The following is a 22,051-nucleotide window of genomic DNA, read 5'->3' as shown; positions in this document are numbered from 1 at the left end:
GGACTCTGATAATAAATCCGTCATGATAACAAGTATCTTTCTTGTTCTAAAAGTTATGGTGGTATCACAATAAGATTTTTTAACCACATTGGCAGAAATCAAAGCGATTCGATAAAAGCCACCAGGGCCTTTCGCTCACGGACATTCATCTTTAACACATTGCCCCGGGACTGTTTGGCTTCACCGCCATGCCAGAGGATCGCTTCCATTAAACTTCTGGCACGACCATCGTGCAGGAAGCCGGTTCTTCGATCCAAAAGCTGGGTATGACCAATACCCCAGAGTGCCGGTGTGCGCCATTCTCTCCCAGAGGCCAGAAACTCCGGGCGGCCATCCGCAAGCCCCTTCCCCATATCATGCAGAAGAAAATCACTGTAAGGCCAGATCAGTTGATTCGCCTGCTCCTCCTCAATAACGGTCATGGCGGTTTCCGATTGAACATCCATGGACGCCGTTCGGAAACTGGGTTGATGACAGCCCGCGCAACCCGCTTCATTGAATAATTTCTTGCCCTTTAGCACCTCTGGCTTTTTGGCATTGGTGCGAACAGGCACCCCCACATTACGGCTGTAAAATACCACTTTATCCAGAACAAAGTCAGATACATCCGGTGCCGCACCGCTGGGAGCCGCCAGGCAATCCTTTTGCCACTCAGTACAGGATTCATCTGGAAACAGGCTGGTGGTCAGCCCCATATCTCCGTTGAATGCTGCAGCCGACTGCTGTCGCAGAGTTGGCACCCCGGCTTTCCAACCGAACCGGCCAATGGAGGTTCTCTGCTTCTGGATATCCCAGACCCGGTTGGCCCTGCCTGAAATACCGTCACCATCCTGATCTTCAGGGTCTTCATTCGCCAGCAGGCTGTTCTCGGAAATGGCTTCCAGCAGGCCGATGCCGATCATTGATGGCGTAATCCGCATGGATATCATGGTGTTTTCAGCCAGGGGCCCATAGCCAAGGTTTTCCATGGTGAATATCGGTTTTCGAAGCTCAACCTGATGACCATCGGCAAAGGCTACCTTGAAATATTCAAAGGTAACCCTGACCTTCCCTTCAGGCTTCACACCCTCAAGGGCATTAACCTGCAGCTGTCCACCGTAGGTAGGCTCAGGAATCACGCCTGATTTTTTCAAGCGTTTCTTCTGCTCATCCGTGATTGCGGGAATGCTGAGCCGAACCAGAACCGATGCATCGGTCTCCTCTCCATCTTCTGGTGCATGGCCTCTTCGGTCATGAATATGGCAACCGCTGCAGCTGGCGGTATGAAACAGAGGCCCTAACCCATCCGAAGCCAGATCATCCCCGGATTCCGGTTGCCAGTCCTGGCGGAACAGCGCATTGCCTTTATGAAAGTTTAAACGGTTAAATACCGGCATATTGGCTGAAGGCTTGGCAATGGTATTAAACCCGGAAACCCAAACAGAAGCAGTGCCACCGGGCATATCTTCCCCCGGCTGGAACTGTTCATAAGCTGGCCGCTTCTTATCGTCTTCGGAAAAATCACAGCCAGCGAGCAAAAACAGCAGACTTAAGATGATGAAAAAGGGGTTATTAGTCATGATCATCCTTGAAATCAATCCTTCATAACAGTTGCTGCCAGGGAAGCCTGAAGGCAGAAGCACGATGAGCGTGCTTTAAATTGAGGCTGTCTTCATGTGTTATTTTTGTTTATTTGTACTGCTGTTAATCGGCAAAAGTCCGACAATAATCAATTGCCCGGGCTAACGGTGATATGCAAATGAGCCGTCAGCACAGAGAGTCAGAAATCATGGCGTTGAACACACCGCAGGCCATAACAACAAGACCAATGTTGGATTTATCGTTTTTTTCCGGTTGCCAGCCTGGGCTGTTTGCCAGAAAGCCCCATGGCGTACTTCATCACCTGGTTGATCGCAGGGGACAGCTTGCCAGCCAGAGTCAGGCCGAGATTTCGCAGAAGCTGCAGCGGCTTACTCTGATTACTGAAGGTATGGTAAAAAGCGTCCATGGTGTTCATCATCAAGGCATTATCGCTTCGCCTGGCCTGTTCATACCGGGCAAGAACCTCCGGGCTGCCGGGGTTTTCACCGGCCCTCAAGGCATCCACCAGAATTTCAATCAGCCAGGCGGCATCCTGCAAACCGAGGTTTACCCCCTGTCCTGCCAGGGGATTTATCGTGTGAGCTGCATCGCCGGCAAGAACCACCCCCTGGCGAAAATATTCAGTAACATGACGGCGGGCAATAGGAAAAGCACCACGCTCATGGAGCTGAATAACATCCGGTAGTTCAGCAGGAAAAGTGGTTACCAGCGCTTCAATGAAGTCCTCTTCGGACAGTGCCAGCAGTTCCCGAACTTTCTCCGGATGGTTATACCAGACAATCGATCCGTAACTTCTGCCGTTAATATCCGGCAGTGGCAAAAAGGCCTCCGGACCTGTCGGGGTAAAGGCCTGCCAGGTAATGTCCTGGCAACCGCCGACAATTTCGACCGTTGCCACCAGGCATTGCTGCTCATAATCCCGTTGTTTTATGCCCAGCCCGGCAGCTTGGCGAACCCGTGAGTTAGCACCGTCTGCCCCCACTAAAAGATCACCGGAAAAGCGACGACCATCGGACAACTCAATCACCGGGGGCGTCGAAGAGGTATGAATGGTTTGAATACTGACCGGACAGAAAAAAGAGACGGATGGGTAGGATTTGATGGCTTCTAACAGACCTGATTGAGTCACCCGGTTTTCAACAATAAAACCCAGCTGCGAGTGATGAATCTGCCTGGCGTCAAACATCACCCGGTTGGCTCTTGAATCTATCTCTTTGCCAAAGGGGGAGTGCAGTTTTTCCCACACCGCCATACGACGATACGGCGTCATACGCATGGACTGCATATGTGGCCATGCGCCCAGTTGGCGAAGAATTTCCTCCGATGCTGTGCTGAGCGCAGATACTCGCAGTTCAGGTAGTGCGTCCACTGGTAATGGCGATGGCGCACAGTGGTCGAATAAGGCAACCTTTATTCCCTGCTGGCCGAGGCCACAGGCAATCGTGGCACCCACCATACCGCCGCCGACAATAAGTACATCGTAGTGTTGCCGGTCATCACTTTGTGCGTCTGTTCTTTTCATAAACAAGCATTGTATGTAAGCGTCATAAATCCGTGCAGCAGCGCACACCATCTATCTTCCCGATCAGGATCTTTTCACCGGGAATGGAATTAGTCAAATGAAGTGTCCGGGGGCACCCTTCGGAGGAAGATGCTATTGGCTGAGAAGGGATTATTGAGAAAGAACGTTAACTGCAGTCTGGTGATGGCCTTCACTCATCGGTCTGGCCATCATTAAACTCTTTGGTATTTCTCTCAGAGATTTTTTTCTTTTTGCGCCGGTTTTTTTTCCGGGCCTTACGCATTTCCAGAGATTTATCCCGACCCTTTCGTGAGCCTGAGCGGTCAATGTAAGACTTGTGGTCTGTAGAGGAAGCATTGGCACTGTTGTCATGGTGACCCGTACTGTCGCCATTGCCCTGGCCGTAGTCAAGATGGGGAGAGGATGATGAATCAATTCTGTAACCGGAACTCACAATCTGGCCTCCTTGCTCAATGAGTTCCTATAAGTTTATACAACGAAATAGCGTAATTCTGTTCCTGCATGACTAATGATTGAATCTGCCATGGCCCTATGAGAAATAGAGGCCTGGTTTTCAACCATAACCGCATCAATAATCTTACCCGGTGCCTTGGTCAGGCTGGATAGGCGGAGATTCACCAGGGCGGCCTCTATGGCGGTCATTCCCGGATTGAAGGCTACGTTTTCAGCATATCTACCAGAAATTATATCTCCATTATCTATAAGAAGAGCAACACCTGAATGACAGCCAGAATAAGGTGCATAACTCCGGCGGGCCGCTTCTGTTGCTGCATTGACCAGCTTATCAGCAGGGGCCGGGCTCTCGAAGGAGAGCAGCGATGGGCTCATCAGTCGAGTGCCTTGTTGCAGGTCGCCGGGGCCAAAGGCGTCTGGCAGCAGGGTTGAGATCCTATAGTGGCGCTGCTGGTCACTGTTGAGCTGACTGACCAGAATATCCACCTGGTCGACCCCATTCAGTTCGTTCATAAACTGTCGGCAGTGCCCACAGGGGGCTTCATTGACCATCAGGCGGCGCAGCCGGGTTTCTCCCTGGTGCCAGGCGTTGCAGATCGCTGCCTGCTCGGCGTGAATGGCCATTTTCAGAGGCTGCCCGGCTATTTCAAGGTTTGCACCCAGATAGACCGGCCCTTGTCCTTCCGGTCGAAAGCCTTCAACAATCGCCCCTACGGAAAAATTTGAGATCGGGCAGGTGCTCATGGCAGCAGCGAGAGGCAGCAGTGCTTTGAGAAGATGCTCTGATGGCACCTCCATTAAGCCCTGAAGCTCATTCACCTGTTCTGGCTCAAGGCGGCCCTGCTGGTGAATCAACTGTTGCAGGATATCCGCAGCATTAGCCGGGAACTGAGCCAGTTGATCCTGAAAAGCTCTGTGATTCATAGCGCTACTCCGGTGACAGGATTCAAGGCTGCTTATGTACTACGGAAAAGAGAGAATTTCCATTGCTCTTTTTCAATGGTTTGCAGGGCTCGAAGAGCTATGGATTTACCAGTAACAGAAACGGAAACACACCTTAGCTAAAGTTAATCGAGGATTGATTAAAAAAGGATTTAATTATGACCTTCCATACCAATGGACTATACAAACCCGGGAATGCCCCAACAAAAATCCCTGGAAATGAAGGCGAATTTCCGGAAAAATCCGGCAAAATCGGTAAAGAGGGCAGTTGGAATGGGAGAACAATAAGTGCGACCCCCAGTCAACAGCAGGTTCCGAGAGTCGGTCCAGAGGTGCACAGTGATAAAAGCAACTGGACAATTACCAAAGCCATCTCAGGGATCGCCAGCAGCATCAATAACAGGATGTGCGGTCAGTCCGCCAGGGCGGCAGAGGTCTCCAAGGTATTGAAGGAAAATAATGTCCGGATGTTTACCAAACATCTCAAGGCGATGAGGAATGAAGTAATAGCACATAACAAAAGGTGTGTGGAAAATAATCGGCAATCAGAATTAAAGTTGTTGCAGGAACCTATACAGCAACTGTCAGTCAACAATAAGCCCCTGCTTTATGCCTTGGCAGAATCCGGCAGTCCTGAGATGATTGCAGCACTGTGCACCGCCGATAAAATCGCTCCCAGAAGTTTCTATACAGTCCCGGTATTTCAGGATGCTGCTATGAGCGACTATGTCGAAGACAGTCTCCACAAGGGCGAGTTAAATGAGGCCAGTTGGTGGTGTCATCCAGGCACACCCGTTCATTATGCGTTAAGCTCCGGCAACTATGAGGCGGCAAAAGCCTTTTTGCAACACGGCGGCAGTCTCATTGGTTGCGAAGAAATCCTCAGCAAGATACCCCAGGATGTCAGGGATCAATTAGGGGAGGCTCTTTTGGCTCAACAGGGCGAGCTTGAGTCAAAACTCTTTGATATGAGACCGGTTATAAACCGTCTGGAGGGTGAGCAAAAAGCGGAAAAAATGGGTGATGGTATCGAGAATCCTGACCCGGTCTTCAGCCAGGATAGACTTGACATCACCACACTCGGAGCAATGGCAGGACAAATTGATAAAGATCTTCAACTGCTTCAGTCTCTGGCTGAATGACCGACGTTAGTGATTGCGTCTTAAGCCTCTTTGGGGGCTTCCCCTGCCCCCATCCTTCTTGCTTTTCTCCCTCCCACACCCGCAGAGTTGTCCAGATGCAGGCGGGTTGCAGGGCGGCATGTGACCAAAGATAATGCATTCCTTCAGATTACCGTCTAACCGACTCACTGTATTTAATGGGGAACAACGCTTATTGCGTCATCAATGGCGGTTGGAGAAACTTCATGACTCTGTTGGTGGTCAAAAGCTAAACAAACCATTTTTTTGGAAACATCTTGTGAAAACAGCCGTGAATACAAAGGTAAAGCCGATCGTTATTTTCGATTCCGGTGTCGGCGGCCTCAGTATCTATCAGGAAATAAAGCAGGCTTTACCTTATGCTCCGGTGGTTTACTGTTCCGATACTCAGGGGTTTCCCTACGGCCCAAAGCCCGAGCAGGAAGTGATTGAGCGTACCAGCCTCTGCCTGAATGCGTTAGCCGAACAGTTTGATCCCTCGCTCGCTGTTATAGCCTGCAATACCGCCAGTACCATCTCTCTGCCCAGGGTACGCGAAGAGCTGGATTTCCCCGTTGTTGGCGTGGTGCCAGCCATCAAGACGGCCAGTGAGTACTCAAAAAAACGCTGCATCGGGCTTCTGGCGACACCGGGCACGATTGCCCGCAGCTATACCGACCAGCTGATTGATGATTTTGCCGGGGACTGTCAGGTGATTCGAGTGGGTTCCAGCGAATTGGTACAGATGGCTGAACGGCACCTTCGGGGTGAGCTGGTTTCAGAGCACGATCTGCACCGGATTCTTGGCCCTTTTTTTGCCGAAGAAGAGGTACCGGATGTGGTAGTTCTTGGCTGTACCCACTTCCCTTTGCTGAGAACAGCGTTGCAGCAGGTATCTGCCGACATTCACTGGATCGACTCAGGCTCTGCTATTGCCCGCAGGGTTGTCAGCCTGTTGGACCCGGCCGGGTTTGATGCAGAGTCAGCACCGCACGATCTCTTTATGCACACAGGGCTGGATGATCAGGTAAGTGCCCTGGTTCCAGCGTTGGAGAAAATGGGATTTGTTGCCCTGAGACATTTACCCGTCGGGTCGAAGGTGATGACGCCACCGTCACAGAATGACGGTGGCGTCCATTGCGGTGAGAACGTTGTCAATTACTCAAAAGATCGGGCTTCATAAAAAGCGACTTCTGAAATACTGTGGTAGGCCTTGGACTGCTCGCGGAACTCGCTGAACGATTGATAAACCCGTCCAGCCACATCGCTGGTGGCCGCAACTTCCTCGGTAATCTCATCAGCCACCTTTTTCAGTTCAGCAAGTACGTCATCTGGCAAACGTTTTACGGTTACCCCGTGCTCATTCACCAGCTGTTGCAACGCCGCATTATTCCGTGCGGTGTACTCATCAATCATGTCCTGGTTTGCTGCGCGGGCTGCCGTTTTGACAATGGCCTGCAGGTCTTCTGGCAGTTTATTCCATGCATCCAGATTGATGGTGAATTCCATCATGCTGCCTGGCTCATGCCAGCCCGGATAGTAGTAGTAAGAAGCGGCCTTATAGAAACCAAAGGCCAGGTCATTGTATGGGCCGACCCACTCAGTCGCATCAATAGCACCGGTCTGAAGCGCCGTAAATAGCTCGCCACCGGGGATATTTACAGGTACCCCGCCAAGGCGCTGCAGTACTTCACCGCCCATACCCGGGATGCGCATTTTCAGACCTTTCAGATCATCCAGGCTGTTGATCTCCTTGTTGAACCAGCCCGCCATCTGAACCCCGGTGTTGCCACCGGCCATCGGTTTCACATTGAATGGTTTATACACTTCGTCCCAGAGTGCCTGCCCGCCACCATAGTGAATCCAGCTGCTGATTTCCTGGGCGTTCAAGCCAAAGGGAACGGCAGTAAAAAACTGGGTGGCCGGGTCTTTACCCTTCCAGTAATAAGCGCCACTGTGCCCCATATCCGCCGTGCCGCTGGATACGGCATCAAAGACTTCCAGAGGTGGTACCAGTTCACCGCCGCCATACACTTTGACGGTCAGTCGGCCATTACTCATTTTATTAACGGACTCGGCAAAGCGCTCAGGCGCGATACCCAGACCCGGGAAATTTTTGGGCCAGGAAGTCACCAGCTTCCACTCGATGGCTGTTTGAGCTTCTGGTGCTACTGATTCGGTGTTGGTGGTTTGCTGCGGTTGTTCACCCTGGCCACAGCCTGCCAGTGCTGCAACTGCGGCAACGACCCCGAAAGAGGACAATAAATGACGACGTTTCATGAAAAGACCCTGTTTTCTTAATCTTATTTATAGGGAACACGACAGAAGCATAGTAATTGGATAGGTGGAAGCTGACAAGCTGCCATTAACAGGGAGGCTTTGAAGCAGGAGCCTCAGGGCCTGTTGAGGTTTTGTTACGAGCAGGAAAAAAATGGAAGTTACTCAGGATAAGGAACTTCCTCTGCCGCTTATTGTCTCATGCCAGTTAATAGTCATGAATACAGGTGCAAACATGGATAGTGTCAGGGTTAATACTAGCGATCAGTTGTTTAAATGCAGTATCTGTCAGGAGCAGGATGGCGGCGCCACAAACGAATTTGCTGGCCGGTTGCAAGTCAAGGCATCGTGTCAATACGGATGCCAGCTTCACCTTGGTTGTATTCCCCTGACTGATCAGCAGCAACTCAAACTGGGCCAACGCCGCTGCTCCGAATGTCAGAAGCTTCCCGTGCTGCCATTGCTTTGCGAATCCAAATCGCTGGAGGAGTACGCCTGCCGCTCCGGAAATTGGCAAGCACTGGCAATGATTCTGAAGATTAAAGTCGATCATGGTGCCAGCATACCTTTGGATAAACGTCTGTTGTTAATTACTTTGCAGGAAAAGAATAGCAAATGCCTGGAGCTTTTGTGCATGGCGGGCGCGAATGTCAACGCTACCTTAAGCGATGGATCCACCCTTTTACACATGGTCGCCTTTTGTGGTGACACCGATTCCCTCAAGGTGCTGCTCAAGACCCCAGGAGTGAATGTCAGTGCCCTCGAAGACGATGGTTTCACCCCTTTACACTGGGCTGCCACAAATGGTAACCACTGTCACACTGATTGCCTGAAATTGCTGATTGCTCACCCCGGGGTGGATATCAATGCCAAGGATGTCTATGGTCTCACTCCTTTACACTGGGCCGCCGCAAAGGGTAACACCGATAGCCTGAAGTTGCTGCTCGACACCCCGGGGATAGATATCCACGTTACCTGTACATTTGGCCTCACTCCTCTGCACCACGCAGCCAATTGGGAAAGAGTCGATTGCGTGGAAGCGCTGCTCTTCAAGGGAGCGAATGTCAATGCCGTCGCTACTGCTACTGATCGCCCTGGCATCACACCACTGGACCTCGCCAAACAAAGGAGCGACCCAGCGTGTGCAGAACGCCTGATTGCCAAAGGGGCAAAAACGTCGCTGGAGCTGAAAGTACTACAGCAGAAATAGGCAAGAAAAGAGCAGGAATGCCGTCTGATATGAGGAAGAAAAATCGGGCATGAAATAACCAGATGGGTTATCACTGCCCCGGGCTGGCAGGAACCTTCCAGAGTAATGCAGTACCGCCTTTTAAAAAGCCAGCAATGGGAAACATACCATCGTTACAGTAAATCAATAAATGATCGCCATCAGGGCTAAATTTGGCCGATTTAACGGGATGATCCAGTGTTATCTGCTCTTTTTTTGACCATTTGCCATCATCACCAATACCCCAGAGTTGCACAAGGCCATTTATCTGCTCTTTTTCTGTCCAACATTTGCGGTCGAGTTGCACAAGGCCAGCAATATCATCCCAGAGTTGCACAAGGCCTGGCTGGTGTTTGTCCTTCTGGTTCATTTTGTTGCCATAGGTTAGAAAATGGTTTTCCAATTCATTAAAACTAGCGCCCCCGATGAAGTCGGCATCAGAGTCCGTCACCGCCAGTTTCACCCACTGGCCATTATCGTTGCGCCCCAGGATACAAGCGGTGTCGTCCAGGCTAATGGTATAGGCAAGCCGCCCTGAACGGGAAAACCGAGCATCCATAATACTGTTGCGATGTTGAACCACCAATTGTTCCTGCCATTTGCCCTGGCTGTCGAGAGCCTGAATTTTTACCGTCCGGTCACGACTGCGGGTCAGCACACAGTCCTCCTGAGCGTTGAAGGCAGCATAGTCAATCCCCCCCTGATGATATATCCTCGTTTTCTCAGCCAGATCACCTTCCTCGTAATTCCCCCAAATACAGGCGTAATTTGTTTCATTGCCATAGCTCAGAAGAAGGTTCTCTGAGGGACTGAAGATAGCTTTGTGACTGCCACTGTGGTAAATGGTCTGGCCATTAACCAGCCGACGGTCAGCACTGTTGTAGTCCCAGAGTTTAAAGATGCCAATACCGGAGTTGGCCAATAATTTACGCCCGGAGGCGCTGAATTTGGCCTCTGCACAACTGTGAATTTTCGCTTTTACTACCCAGGGATTGTCGTTAGCGTCACCGTTGGCGTCATAACCAGAAATAATAAATGTATTGTCGGTATCACGGGTCAGCGCAAGGTGCCCAGAGGCGTTGAAGGCGGCTTCGCAAATAGGTTTGGCGCAAGGTTGGCAGTCTTCATTCATACTCCATTCAGGATGACAGATCTCCCCGATCTGTGACCAATTGCCATCGACATTACAACCCAGAAAGATGGCCTGGCCACTTTCGGTGAAGATCACGGCATGCTGCTCATCATGACTGAGTTGAGCACCGGCAATTTGCCTGTTGCACTCAATGACCTTTTGCTCCTCCAGGCAGTGAGTCTCATCACTACAGCCCCAAATGGTCGCTGTTGTACCCTGGTAAGTCAGTAAATAATGGTTCGTGGCCTCGAAAGGCACTTGATGTGTCACAGTTTGCTGACAGTGACTGATCTCTTTAGCCTGGGTTAGCGGGGTCCACCGACCGTTGCTATCCTCGCGCAATACGTTGATTTTGCCGGTCTGTGGATCGTAGGACATTATTTTGTCCTGCAAGGGGCTGAAGTCTGCCTTAACCCTCGGACACTTTTCATCAGTGGTGGTGTGTTCAAGCACCACCGCCTCCTGCCAACGGCCATCGCTGTTCAGCGTACTCATCAAGATATTGCCATCATAGCTGATGCTCAGGAGTGTATTTTCCGACTGGTTAAGCTGGTAACGAAAGATTGCATCAGAACTCTTGACCTGCCCTTTTGGCAACCAGTTGCCATCCGCGCCCTGTCGCCAGATGCTCAGACTAAACTCGTTCTCATCATCGCGACCATTGATAATCAGGTTCTTACTCGTTGGGCTGAAGCTGACATCGCGAATATAACAACCGACGCCGGTCGCCAGTCGGAGTTCCAGATAATTGGCCTGGCATTGGATAATACGAGCCTTGATTGGGTCAATAGCTTTGGTGCCTGAAATGATGTCAGTTGATGATTCGGTGTCTGAGGTGTCAGTTGATGATTCGATATATGAGTCGTCAGTTGATGGTCTTCGTTGCGATGCATCGGCCAAACCAATGCCTGGTGACTGCGGCACCATGGAAACGTTCAGTCCGATAATTTCCAGCTTACGCTTACCGATAGCGGTGATGAACGTCAATTCGGGTGGTGAATCCAGCCTCAACCGTTCAAGCGATTTGAACTGGTCCGGTCCAGAAATTTCTGAGACCTGTTTGTTATAGGCAGCCACTGATTTATTCAGCGTTTTCAGGTCATTAAATAACTGCCGTTCATTGGTTTCTATTCTGCTTGCGGCTGCAATGCCTTGCGCAATTGGTTGCATGATAACTCCGGTCAAATTGACACAGGAATGGAATTTATACGGGCATGGTAGATGAGTACCCCAAGGTTGTTGGAATCATCATCTATTACCTGCCTGATCATTTATTCAGTTCCTGAGCATTAAGATCTGGCAATTTAACAAAAGTTCCTGCTCCGGGGTTTTACGAGGCTGCCTGCGTCGGCGGCGAAAATAGGCAAGAGGCAATGCACCATCAGTAATGCCCTTAGATTGGAGACAGGTTGGCGTAAGCCATCATCAACCATTTAGCGCCTTCAGAATCAAAATTGACCTGCACCCGGGCCTGGTTGCCATCACCTTCGTAATTAATCACGATTCCCTCGCCAAACACGTTGTGATGGACGCGCTGGCCAAGTGACAGACCATGGTCAGGTGATGCCGGTGCCATGCGAGTCGCTACCGGTCGGGTAATGGTGCCACCAAGGCGCACTTCCTGGAGCAGTTCGCCGGGGATCTCCCGAATAAAACGGGAAGGGCGGTTCATGGTTTCACTGCCGTACAGGCGTCGGCTTTCGGCATAGGTCAGATACAGGGTTTTCATGGCTCGGGTAATACCCACATAACAAAGTCGACGCTCTTCCTCAAGGTTGCCTTCATCCAACGACATTTTATGGGGGAATAACCCCTCCTCCATACCGGCCAGAAAGACCAGCGGGAACTCCAGCCCCTTGGCAGAGTGAAGCGTCATCATCTGCACGCTGTCCTGGAACTGATCGGCCTGACTGGTGCCCGCTTCCAGTGCGGCATTGGCCAGAAAGGCATCCAGGGGCGTCATGGTTTCGATTTCTTCGCCCTGCTCGTCATCAAGGAACAGTTCGTCCATATCAAACTGACGACAGGCATTCACCAGTTCCTCCAGGTTTTCCACCCGGGCCTGACCTTTCTCGCCCTTCTCTTTGCTGTGGTGGTCAATCAGGCCGCTCATGGTGACCACATGGTCGGACAGCTCACCCAGATCCAGTGTTTCACCGGCATGGCTCAGGGACTCGATCAGTTCCACAAAAGCGGCCATGGATTTACCCGCCTTACCGCCAACCGCCGAGGCTGCCACCAGGTTTTTCAGCGCCTGCCACAGTGAAATACCCTGACTCCGGGCCGCCTCTCTGAGCTTTTCTACGGTTTTCTCACCGATACCCCGGGTGGGAATATTGATCACCCGCTCCAGAGAGGTGTCGTCATCCGGCGAGCGGACAAGCCGGAGATAGGCCAGAGCGTTTTTGATCTCTGCCCGTTCAAAGAAGCGCTGCCCACCGTAGATTCGATAGGGTATCGCAGCCCGGAGCATCGCCTCTTCAAGAATACGGGACTGCGCATTGGACCGGTAAAGGATGGCAATATCGCTGCGGGCCGTGCCTTTGGTGATGGCATCTTTAATCCGGTCAGTAATAAATCGGGCTTCGTCCATCTCGTTAAAGCCAGCGTACAGGTGCACTGGCTCGCCTTTATCACCATCGGTACGAAGCTCTTTTCCCAGACGATCCGGGTTATTGGCAATAACGGCATTGGCGGCCTGCAGGATATTGCCGGTAGAGCGGTAATTCTGTTCCAGTTTGATGGTCTGGGCATTGGGGAAGTCATGGGTGAACTGACGTATATTCTCAATTCTGGCACCCCGCCAGCCATAAATGGACTGGTCATCATCACCCACCACCATCAGCTTGTCCTGGTCTCCCGCCAGTAATCGCAGCCAGGCATACTGCACGGCGTTGGTATCCTGAAACTCATCCACCAGAATGTATCGGAAACGTTCACGGTAATGCTGGAGAATATCGGCCCGCTTCAGCAGCAGTTCGTGTGCCCGCAGCAGCAGCTCCCCGAAGTCCACCACTCCCATCTGTTCGCAGTACTCATGGTAGCGTCGATAAACATCAACCATGGTGCGTTCGAATGGGTCGTAACCGGGATCGATGTAATCGGGACGAAGCCCTTCATCTTTTTTGCTGTTGATAAACCACTGGGCCTGACGTGGCGGCCACTTCTGTTCATCCAGCTGCATGGCTTTCATGATCCGCTTGAGCACGCGCAGCTGATCGTCACTGTCCAGAATCTGAAAGTTTTCGGGCAGCCCTGTTTCCTTCCAGTGTGCCCTGAGCAGACGGTGGGAAAGACCATGAAACGTACCCACCCACATTCCCCTGGGGGCGATGCCCAGCAGTTCCTCAATACGTGAGCGCATCTCTGCCGCGGCCTTGTTGGTGAAGGTTACCGCCATCACCGAATAAGGGGACATGGCTTCAGCCTGCACTAGCCAGGCGATCCGGTGGACAAGCACGCGGGTTTTACCACTACCGGCACCGGCCAGAACCAGCATAGAGCTGACGGGAGCTGCAACAGCACTGCGCTGTGCATCATTCAGTGAATCAAGTATTGAGGTTACGTCCATAAGAATCTTTCAGTCAGAAGTCGATGCCCCCTGGTGATGGGGAGAGTATTTTCCAGAACAGTGAGAGTTTAGCGAAACTGCGCCATGAGGTCTTGTAATGGTTGATTTGTGCGATTTATCGCACATTTTTATACGACATGAGTAGTTGTCGTACGACCAGTAATTTAATATTTTGGTAATCGTAATCAGGCATCATTTAATAACAAATACAAGAAGAGGATGCTGTTATGGGAAAAGGTAAAAAAGCCGAGAAAGAGTTCATTCTGGATGAGCACCTGATCCGTCCTGAACTTGAGCAGAAAGGTTCCAAGCGCTCCCTGCAAATCCGCAGAGCACTTGAGGATCGGGAAGAAGACAAACGGCTCAGCGCCATCTTTGGGGAAGATTACTGGGAAGGCATCTAACCACTTCAAAAACTGCGAACCTTTGCTTACTCCTCGGTGAGGGTTCGTATTCAAAAATACGCTACCCCGTCCATAGATTTAATGAACGTTAGTACCATAAAATCCCCGCCGGATTGTTCATTTGATTTCCAGCCTGTCACTTTCAATCACTATTCCTTTTTATGTCTCTGTAAGTATTACTACGGTTCAGAAAAAGTTAACTGAGATCTTGGTTCTGAACTATGAATGTGGGGATCCTTTTTTAGATTGAAGTGTTATATTATAACGCTTTCCAAAAGAAGCGGTTTTCGTATGCAGTTTGTCCCCATTAAACAGTTGCTGATAACAGTGTTGCTAATGACTGCCAGCTTTTGTGCACGTGCAGAATCACCAAAAGTGCTGGCCAGCATCAAGCCATTGCAGCTGATTGCCCAGGCGGTGACGGAAGGGGTGACTCATACTGAGGTATTGTTGCCTCCGGGAAGTTCGCCTCATAGCCATAGCCTCAAGCCCTCTGATGCCCGCAAGTTAAGAAGTGCGGATGTCATTTTCTGGGTAGGCCCTTCAATGGAGACTTTCCTGCCCAAAATGCTGGCCTCGGCAAAGGGGGTAAAAGCCGTATCCGCGATGGACATGCATGGCATTCGCCTGCGCAGCAGTGAAGAGCATGAGCACCATATTCATGAGCATGGAGAGCATCACGATCATGGTGACTATGACCCTCATATCTGGTTGAGCACCGATAACGCCAGGGTTATTGCCAGAGAGATGGCCCGGGTGTTGATGTCTGTGGACAAGGTTAACCAGTCTCGCTATCAGCGTAATCTTGCTCTGTTTCTGAACAGCATGGACCAGACGGACGTGCGCAACGGTCAAAAAGTAGAACAATCAGGCAGGCAGCCATTTTTCGTTTTTCATAATGCCTATGGCTATTTACAAGAGCAGTATGGGTTGGAAGTTGCCGGCTATTTCACCCTGAATCCTGAGCAGCAACCCGGAGCCCGGCACCTGGTAAGCCTGAAAGGGCAGTTGAACAAAGCGGGGTCAGCTTGCATTTTCCGGGAACCGCAGTTCCAGCCTGCTTATATTGAGCGGCTGACAGAAGGGCTTTCCGTCCAGGTTGGTGTGCTTGACCCACTAGCAGAAAATATTCAATCCGGACCTGAAAGCTATGCAACGTTTATCAACCAGCTTGTGGATAACATCACCAGTTGTATCCAGGGTACGGTGAAGAAGAGTGATAAACTCAGCTGATCAGGCTGATACCCATCAGGTTGCCAAGCAGCAGACTGATGATGATCGACGCTGGCAGCAGGGCTGCCAGCAATGTTACCCACATTTTCAGATTTGCGTACTCCTGGCGAAGATTCCAGCGTTTTGCCACATATCTTTTATCTTCGTCCATTTCTGTGGATAAACCACAGCCACTGCAGCTGACCTGCCACATTTTCACCCGTTGACTGCCTTTGCCGATAATCAGGTCGGCAAATATAGCTTTACCCCGGCAACAGGGGCAGGACTGTAGTTTCATGACTCTTCCCTGAGCGATATCTGCGTCATGGATTAGTTATACCCTGTGTATTCATAGCTTATGCACAGACTTTCACAGCTTATCCACAGGATGGTGGCAATCGTATAGCACTATCCTAAAATAATGGTCTTGCTGCCATCAACAATAACCCGGTCTTCGATGTGATATCTCAATCCCCGCGCCAGTACACTTTTCTCGACATCCTTTCCTAAACGCACCATATCTTCTGGCAGGTGGTGATGCCCAACCCGGATGACGTCCTGCTCGATGATCGGGCCCGCATCAAGGATTTCCGTCACGTAGTGGCAGGTGGCACCCACCAGCTTAACGCCTCGCTCGTAGGCCTGATGGTAGGGCTTGGCACCCACAAAGGAAGGCAGAAAGCTGTGATGGATATTAATGACACGGTCGGCATACTGCTCACACAGTTGCGGGGGCAAAATTTGCATATAGCGTGCAAGTACAATTGTATCAACACTGTACTGTTCCAGCAGTGATGTCATTGCCTCAAAGGCCGATGCCTTATCCCCTTTATCCACAGGTACATGGTGATAGGGAATACCGTGCCACTCCACATAGCTGCGCAAATCTTCATGATTGGAGATGACACAGGGTATTTCCATGTTCAGGTCGCCACTTCGCCAGCGGTAAAGCAGGTCAGACAGGCAGTGGGCCTCTTTGCTGGCCAGAAGGGCAACACGCTGGGGAACTCCTGAGTCATTGATGCGCCAGTCCAGACTGAGTTTTTCAGCAACAGGGGTGAAATGATGTTTAAATTCATCCAGAGAAAAAGGCAGACTGTCCGCTTTGATTTCGTTGCGCATGTAAAAGCGCCCGGTCACTGGATCAGAGTGATGATTGGCTTCAACAATCCAGCCGCCGTGTCTGGCGATAAAGTCACTGACGGTGGCTACGATGCCTGTAGCGTCCGGGCAGGAAACAAGTAAGCGATAAGTTCTGTTCATGGTGCTTAATAAACGTAAATTGAGCAGCAATTATAAGTAGAAGTCGCTATGAAATCATATTTTGCCTGATGCTGATCAGTGCTTCAGTGGAATTTTCACCGTTCTGCCTGCGGGTTCATTAAGTTACACTGATTGATCGTAACCAGATGTGGAGTGGTTCTTGTAATGATGCGTTTGCCTGATAGCCCGGATCTGGTCATCATGGGTGATCCCCTGCTTTTTCAGCAACATCAACAGGTGTGTGTTGATGATATATTGACCGATGATTTCCAGCACAATCTCCAGACTCTGCGTAACAGGCAAATTGAGGCAAACGGTATTGGTATTGCCGCGCCTCAGATTGGCTGGGGAGCAAGGGTATTGTGCATAGGCGTGACTGAAGAGACGAAATCACGTTATCCCGCTGTGCCCGATATTCCACTTTCATTCTGGATGGGTTTGCCGCCAGGGTTATGCTGCATGAAATTGATCACCTGGACGGGATCTTGTTTCCGGAACGGATTGATGAAACAACGCAGATGGTGCCCAATATATCAATGGAAACCCAGAGCCGCTGGCCGGAAAACTGGCCAGCCATCAATGCCCGAATAACACCACCGGGGATGATTTCGGCGGAAAGATAGCCTGCTGACCAGGCATTAAGAATTCATGTGAAAGCCATCTGACTCTGACGATCGCCGATTTTCAGTTAAAAGATGCTGTCATCACCGTCTTCCAGAAGCTGCGTAGTATCCGCATTACTCCTGAGACTTTCACGATATCTGCGACGATGGAGCAGTTTTGCCTGAACGACATCCGGAAACTCAGTGAACTGGATGATCTGCTTATCAATTAATAGATCAATCACATCCTCAAGTACCCGGATAAAATCGGCATCGGAAGACACCATGATGCCGGAGCTGATTTCCGGATTATTGTGCAGAAAGAGCATCAGGCTTTCGTCGTCCATCCCGGCCTGTTGCCACTCATTGGACAGCGGTTTCTCTGAAACGGCACACACCTGATTGTTATCATCCCTGAGTACGTAGAGCATGTCCTTTTCTCTCGTTTTTGATTAATTGGTATCAGTTTTCCGGTGCCTTATTGAAGCGGCATGGCAGCCACCAGATCAGCAATCAGTTTGCGGCTCACATCGTAGGCCGCTTCACCAGGTCGCCCTTCTCCCAGGCCATCTATGCTCCAAACCAGGTCTCCCGATGATAAATCATTAACTTTCAAGCTCAGAGTTGTGGAAAAACGGTTCTGCTGGTCAAAGTGCCATTCAAGAATTTCAGCAGATATGGAGTACTTGATGTGTTGACTGATGGCCCACACGCGTGCTTGCTCAACCTGGAATACCTCGGAAAGGTAATCCGGAACCGAGAAAGTTTTAGGTAAGTGATAAATTGTAGGGTTTTTTATACCTTTCGAGGGCAGTTGGACCAACAACATACGTTCAAGCTGAATAAGATCCTCGTATGGCACTTTAGCGTGGCTGATAAAGGGTAATACGGTCCAATTATTATCCTTCGTGAGCTTTTCCTGCTTAAGCTCAGGGAACATCTTGCCGTTCGTCTGGCATCCAGCGAGCGTCACCGCAAAAAAGCTGACAATAAAGATAAAGGCATACCGTTGCCGGAGCCAGGTTGGGAAGACGTTATTTTTCATGTTGGCATAACTCATGGTGATGCAGCTTAAGCCATTGCAGTGCAATGACCGCTGGAGCATTGGCAATCCTTCCGTCTTCCACCATATCATAAGCTTCCTGGAAGGGAAGAACATGAACCTTGATATCCTCCCCTTCATCGGCAACACCAAAAATGCCGCCAGCAGCCGTGGCATCTACCAGACCACAGAACAGCTTGAGTTTTTCGTTACTGGCACCGGGGCTGACATAGAAATCCGAGACCGGCATTAACGAGGTAATCTGATAACCGGTTTCTTCCTCTACTTCGCGCAGGGCAACTTCTTCCAGGGTTTCGCCAGGCTCACTGATACCGGCAACCACCTCCAGCAACCAGGGGTCATCGTCGCTCAAAAAAGGCCCCATGCGGAATTGCTCCACCAGAACCACCTGGTCATGCACCGGATCAAACAATATAACGCCCACAGAGGGTGGCCTGACGGTGGCTTCACGGATCAGGGGACGGCTGATTCCCCCGTTAAAGAGCCGATGCGTAATCGTGTATTTAAAGAGCTTCAGAAAGCCTGAATAAACCTTTGCCTCTTCCTGAACCTGTACATCGCGGGCATCAAGACCTGAAAGCTTCATGGGTTCCCTGTCTGGTATAAGTTGTTATTGATAATAAACGCCTGAACAGAAGGTAGCAGCATATTCAACCCCTGCTGAAGATCATCGGCTATTTTTGCGGATTCAAGAATATTGCGGACATTACTGCTGCGGATGGCCACCCGTTCAGTGGCGGTAAAGATCGGCCACGTTTCCTCAATTTCCTGCGCTTTATAAAATCGTTTCCAGGTTTCCGGCCTGGCATTATCCGGCCCTCTGATGAAGGACAGTGTGGCTTTATCCTGGTACTGACTGGTTAAGGCTGCCATCAGGTCATAGGTGTATACCGGCCTGCCGGGATTCTGTTCCAGCAGTTCTGCCTCCAGGTCACATACCTCCAGGGTGCAGCCAGCCTCTGCTTCATCAATAAAGCATTGCAGCATCTGCAGACGGAGGCCGAATGGCAGAGGGTTTTTGTCAAAAGCATGAAAGGCACTGGGAACCAGCAGGATGCAGTCATGGCAGGTGGCTGCCTGTTGTAACACATCCAGATGCCCAAGTGTTGGTGGGTCAAATGCTGAGCCAAAAACACCCAGCTTGATAGGGCTCATCATTGAGTCTCCGTGTTTGGTGGTATCCGCGCTGACAAAAGCGTGGCCTCATTATATCGATTTTACAGGGTCTACCGAAGGCAACCAGACAGTGGGTTTATTCCGAAGCGGTTAAAGATTCATTACGTACCCGGTGCGGGTTTTTTACTGATAGGCAAATAATGTGTGTCAGGTAAGATGCACCTTCTGGAATGACTCCCTGTCACTGAAACAGTGATGGTTTTTTTTTCGAGGCCCGATATCTCCCTCCTTACTTCCCCCCTTGATATCGGGCCTTTTTTATTTTTTCCTGCCTTGTGGTAGTCGACCAGCATTTCTCAAATACCCTGCCAACAGAGCCTGAGAAGCTTCAGCCCTATTTCGATGAATCACACTTTGCTCAATACGGCGTCAGGCACCCGGATTTCCACAGATACCGGCAAGTGGTCCGTGATGGGCATATCGATAACGCCAAATCGATTAACAATCAGGGATGGGCTGATCAGAATATGATCCAGAGAACGCTTCGGTTGCCAGCTGGGAAAGGTATTTTGCCCCCAGTGCGCCGCATGAAGGGATGTATTTTTCAGCGGTGAGTCATTGAGTAATTGATCCGCGTGGGTGTTCATATCCCCCATCAGCACCACATGCTGATTGTGCTGCACAACATCACGGATATAGGAAAGCTGGATATTTCGGGTCCTTTTGCTCAGGGCCAGATGCATCATCACCACCGTAAGAGGCTCCTCAGGGTTGCCAAAGCGGGCGACAATGGCACCCCGGCCGGGAATCAGACCGGGCAGTTTATGGTCTTCCAGCGATAGAGGCTCAAACCGGCTAAGAAAGCCATTACTGTGTTGTGCCAGCTTGCCAAGGTTGCGGTTGATCTGGTGATACCAGTAAGGGAAGTGTCCTTTGAGAGCCAGATATTCAGTCTGGTTAATAAAGCTGCTGCGAATACTGCCACCGTCAGCTTCCTGCAAGGCAACAAGGTCAAAGTCAGGAAGAACACTGGCAATCCGGTCAAGGGTCGCCTGGCGTTTGGCGTGAGGCAGAATATGCTGCCAGCTGCGGGTCAGATAATGGCGGTATTGCTGAGTATTGATGCCCACCTGAATATTAAAGCTGAGCAGCTTGAGGGTCTTTTTGTTGAGCCGACGCGGGGGCCCGCCCGGTGCCGAGTGATGAATATGCCCGGAACGGTACTGACAACGCTGCCGGTGTAAACGTCGTCGAATGGCACCTGTGAGGGTTCGAATGGGCATAGTGCTTTACCGCCAGAAATGGACAAGGGAAACTGATAGACAGATATTACAGGCCTTTTATCCGACTTCCTGCAAAGAATGATCGATGATTTACCAAATGAAAGTGGTTAAAAGCCAAAATGTATGACATTTAACCACTGCTGCAATGTCTCTAGCACATGGTTTCTGAACAATCTCCGTTCACCCTGAGCGGAGTCGAAGGGTGCTTGGCACGATCTATCAGAGTCCGGAGTTTCCGCCTTTAGGCCCTATGGGTCCTTCGACAGGCTCAGGACGAACGGAGTGCGGAGGCACGACAACCCGTCAAACTCATTGAAACCATGCACTAGGAGCCTCCTAGCCTTTTCGATCCTGTTTAACTTTCCGGATCAGGTAGTCGGCAATCACCGGCATATTAGCCAGTGATCCAGCCAGCCCGGGCTCAACCACATAGCGCCCATCAATCACGATGGCGGGTACACCAGACAACCTGTAGCCTTTCAGTTTGGAGAAGGCTTTTTGCAGCTGATTATTAACACCGAAACCCTTGAACGCTTTATTAAACGCTTCAGGTTCAACACCAAACTCCCGATTCAGGAACTCGGCCATTTGTTCACTGTCCTTGAGCTGATTTCGGCGGTTCTGTATTTCACTGAAGATACCGGCATGAACCTGCTCTTCCAGTCCCAAATTGCGCACAGTATAGTAAAGCCGGGCGTGGGTCTGCCAAAGGTTAGGGCCGAAGAAACCGGGCGTTCGAATAAACTCAACATCGCCAGGCAAGGTCTGTTGCCACTGTTCAATCCTGGGCTCAAGTGCGTAACAGTGGGGGCATCCGTACCAGAATATGGAGACCACCTCCACTTTCTCCGGTATGGCGTCCGTGGTAACCGGATTGGATAAAACCCGATAGTGCTGGCCTGGCTGAAATAATTGCGGTGTACCGGATTGAGTGATGACTGACGCTGATGAGGTATCACCGGCTGCTGAGTGCGTGGTCGTGCTGGCCTGAGCTACCGGGGTATTTTGAGTAACGATCACTTCCTGACTGTGTTGGGTATCACTGAACAGATAACCCGCTGCGACCGTGGCGATGCCCAGGAATGCAGCGATACCTAATATACCCTTCGTTTTTTTTATCATACGAGAGTCCTCTATTTTTCATTGTTATTCAGGGATATGGCGCTTTATAGACGACACATTACGCCAGCATCTGACGAAAAGGAAGTCTGATCAAGCAGGCAGGTTTGTATGAGAGGAAAA

General features: G+C 50.6%; 21 protein-coding genes and 1 pseudogene. 7 read left to right on the top strand and 15 right to left on the bottom strand.

Features of this window, described 5'->3' with window-relative positions; translation table 11 throughout:
- Positions 1 to 98: 98 nt before the first annotated feature.
- The 4 genes from ACO6VE_RS13100 to cdd all read right to left on the bottom strand — a co-directional run bounded on the left by ACO6VE_RS13100 (position 99) and on the right by cdd (position 4,501).
- Positions 99 to 1,559 carry a di-heme oxidoredictase family protein gene (locus tag ACO6VE_RS13100; RefSeq protein ID WP_422461671.1) on the bottom strand — a complete coding sequence of 487 codons (1,461 nt, stop codon included), beginning with the start codon at positions 1,557 to 1,559 and terminating at the stop codon, positions 99 to 101.
- A 257-nt stretch (positions 1,560 to 1,816) separates the two neighbouring features.
- The gene (locus ACO6VE_RS13095) at positions 1,817 to 3,103 is read right to left on the bottom strand and encodes a UbiH/UbiF/VisC/COQ6 family ubiquinone biosynthesis hydroxylase (protein ID WP_422461670.1); all 1,287 of its coding nucleotides are present in this window, start codon (positions 3,101 to 3,103) and stop codon (positions 1,817 to 1,819) included.
- 190 nt (positions 3,104 to 3,293) lie between these two features.
- Positions 3,294 to 3,557: a hypothetical protein gene (locus ACO6VE_RS13090; protein WP_422461668.1), complete on the bottom strand. Its 264-nt coding sequence runs from the start codon at positions 3,555 to 3,557 to the stop codon at positions 3,294 to 3,296.
- Positions 3,558 to 3,592: 35 nt separating this feature from the next.
- A complete protein-coding gene (gene cdd / locus ACO6VE_RS13085; RefSeq protein WP_422461666.1) occupies positions 3,593 to 4,501 on the bottom strand; it encodes a cytidine deaminase in 909 nt (302 codons plus the stop codon).
- 464 nt (positions 4,502 to 4,965) lie between these two features.
- Here cdd and ACO6VE_RS13080 point away from each other — a divergent pair, with 464 nt between their 5' ends.
- Together ACO6VE_RS13080 and murI are read left to right on the top strand one after the other, a co-directional pair.
- On the top strand, positions 4,966 to 5,661 hold the full coding sequence (locus ACO6VE_RS13080) for an ankyrin repeat domain-containing protein (RefSeq protein WP_422461664.1): 696 nt from the start codon (positions 4,966 to 4,968) through the stop codon (positions 5,659 to 5,661).
- Between the two features lie 289 nt (positions 5,662 to 5,950).
- The gene (gene murI / locus ACO6VE_RS13075) at positions 5,951 to 6,841 is read left to right on the top strand and encodes a glutamate racemase (protein WP_422461663.1); all 891 of its coding nucleotides are present in this window, start codon (positions 5,951 to 5,953) and stop codon (positions 6,839 to 6,841) included.
- Here the strand turns inward: murI and ACO6VE_RS13070 are convergent.
- Positions 6,817 to 7,938, bottom strand: coding sequence for a TRAP transporter substrate-binding protein (locus ACO6VE_RS13070; protein ID WP_422444303.1), 1,122 nt, complete (start codon positions 7,936 to 7,938; stop codon positions 6,817 to 6,819). The two genes, murI and ACO6VE_RS13070, sit on opposite strands and share 25 nt — an antisense overlap.
- A 232-nt stretch (positions 7,939 to 8,170) precedes the next feature.
- Between ACO6VE_RS13070 and ACO6VE_RS13065 the strand changes: the two genes are divergently transcribed.
- Positions 8,171 to 9,145 carry an ankyrin repeat domain-containing protein gene (locus ACO6VE_RS13065; protein WP_422461662.1) on the top strand — a complete coding sequence of 325 codons (975 nt, stop codon included), beginning with the start codon at positions 8,171 to 8,173 and terminating at the stop codon, positions 9,143 to 9,145.
- A 70-nt stretch (positions 9,146 to 9,215) separates the two neighbouring features.
- On the opposite strand, the gene ACO6VE_RS13060 is transcribed toward ACO6VE_RS13065, so the two are convergent.
- Both ACO6VE_RS13060 and uvrD read right to left on the bottom strand, forming a co-directional pair.
- Entirely contained in the window at positions 9,216 to 11,465 is a 2,250-nt protein-coding gene (locus ACO6VE_RS13060) for a WD40 repeat domain-containing protein (protein ID WP_422461660.1), read from the bottom strand.
- 223 nt (positions 11,466 to 11,688) lie between these two features.
- Positions 11,689 to 13,866 carry a DNA helicase II gene (gene uvrD, locus ACO6VE_RS13055; RefSeq protein ID WP_422444297.1) on the bottom strand — a complete coding sequence of 726 codons (2,178 nt, stop codon included), beginning with the start codon at positions 13,864 to 13,866 and terminating at the stop codon, positions 11,689 to 11,691.
- Between the two features lie 227 nt (positions 13,867 to 14,093).
- Here uvrD and ACO6VE_RS13050 point away from each other — a divergent pair, with 227 nt between their 5' ends.
- The gene (locus ACO6VE_RS13050; RefSeq protein ID WP_163372284.1) at positions 14,094 to 14,270 is read left to right on the top strand and encodes a hypothetical protein; all 177 of its coding nucleotides are present in this window, start codon (positions 14,094 to 14,096) and stop codon (positions 14,268 to 14,270) included.
- 291 nt (positions 14,271 to 14,561) lie between these two features.
- Positions 14,562 to 15,503 (top strand): zinc ABC transporter substrate-binding protein ZnuA, encoded by a 942-nt coding sequence (gene znuA, locus ACO6VE_RS13045; protein WP_422461658.1) that lies wholly within the window; start codon positions 14,562 to 14,564, stop codon positions 15,501 to 15,503.
- Here znuA and ACO6VE_RS13040 read toward each other — a convergent pair.
- Complete coding sequence (locus ACO6VE_RS13040; RefSeq protein ID WP_163372288.1) at positions 15,496 to 15,780, bottom strand: Lar family restriction alleviation protein; 285 nt, start codon at positions 15,778 to 15,780, stop codon at positions 15,496 to 15,498. The two genes, znuA and ACO6VE_RS13040, sit on opposite strands and share 8 nt — an antisense overlap.
- Before the next feature lie 110 nt (positions 15,781 to 15,890).
- Positions 15,891 to 16,745 (bottom strand): formyltetrahydrofolate deformylase, encoded by an 855-nt coding sequence (gene purU, locus ACO6VE_RS13035; RefSeq protein ID WP_422461656.1) that lies wholly within the window; start codon positions 16,743 to 16,745, stop codon positions 15,891 to 15,893.
- Positions 16,746 to 16,910: 165 nt separating this feature from the next.
- Here purU and ACO6VE_RS13030 point away from each other — a divergent pair.
- Both ACO6VE_RS13030 and ACO6VE_RS13025 read left to right on the top strand, forming a co-directional pair.
- Positions 16,911 to 17,081, top strand: a pseudogene (locus tag ACO6VE_RS13030) (hypothetical protein); the annotation flags it as partial.
- Between the two features lie 53 nt (positions 17,082 to 17,134).
- A complete protein-coding gene (locus ACO6VE_RS13025; RefSeq protein ID WP_422461675.1) occupies positions 17,135 to 17,368 on the top strand; it encodes a peptide deformylase in 234 nt (77 codons plus the stop codon).
- A gap of 65 nt (positions 17,369 to 17,433) precedes the next feature.
- Here ACO6VE_RS13025 and ACO6VE_RS13020 read toward each other — a convergent pair whose 3' ends face one another.
- From ACO6VE_RS13020 to ACO6VE_RS12995, 6 genes are all read right to left on the bottom strand, one after another.
- Complete coding sequence (locus tag ACO6VE_RS13020; protein WP_422444286.1) at positions 17,434 to 17,778, bottom strand: hypothetical protein; 345 nt, start codon at positions 17,776 to 17,778, stop codon at positions 17,434 to 17,436.
- Between the two features lie 47 nt (positions 17,779 to 17,825).
- The gene (locus ACO6VE_RS13015) at positions 17,826 to 18,407 is read right to left on the bottom strand and encodes a hypothetical protein (protein ID WP_422461654.1); all 582 of its coding nucleotides are present in this window, start codon (positions 18,405 to 18,407) and stop codon (positions 17,826 to 17,828) included.
- A complete protein-coding gene (locus tag ACO6VE_RS13010; protein WP_422444282.1) occupies positions 18,382 to 18,996 on the bottom strand; it encodes an NUDIX domain-containing protein in 615 nt (204 codons plus the stop codon). The genes ACO6VE_RS13015 and ACO6VE_RS13010 overlap by 26 nt, the downstream gene beginning before the upstream one ends.
- A complete protein-coding gene (locus ACO6VE_RS13005; RefSeq protein WP_422461652.1) occupies positions 18,993 to 19,568 on the bottom strand; it encodes an adenylyltransferase/cytidyltransferase family protein in 576 nt (191 codons plus the stop codon). The genes ACO6VE_RS13010 and ACO6VE_RS13005 overlap by 4 nt, the downstream gene beginning before the upstream one ends.
- Positions 19,569 to 19,933: 365 nt before the next feature.
- Positions 19,934 to 20,809 (bottom strand): endonuclease/exonuclease/phosphatase family protein, encoded by an 876-nt coding sequence (locus ACO6VE_RS13000; RefSeq protein WP_422461650.1) that lies wholly within the window; start codon positions 20,807 to 20,809, stop codon positions 19,934 to 19,936.
- 336 nt (positions 20,810 to 21,145) lie between these two features.
- The gene (locus ACO6VE_RS12995; RefSeq protein WP_422444276.1) at positions 21,146 to 21,931 is read right to left on the bottom strand and encodes a thiol:disulfide interchange protein DsbA/DsbL; all 786 of its coding nucleotides are present in this window, start codon (positions 21,929 to 21,931) and stop codon (positions 21,146 to 21,148) included.
- Positions 21,932 to 22,051 lie beyond the last annotated feature (120 nt).

It is taken from the genome of Endozoicomonas sp. ALB115, assembly GCF_049310245.1.
GTDB lineage: Bacteria > Pseudomonadota > Gammaproteobacteria > Pseudomonadales > Endozoicomonadaceae > Endozoicomonas.
The sequence above is the reverse complement of the archived record's forward strand: the minus strand, read 5'-3'. Positions and strand labels throughout refer to the sequence as shown.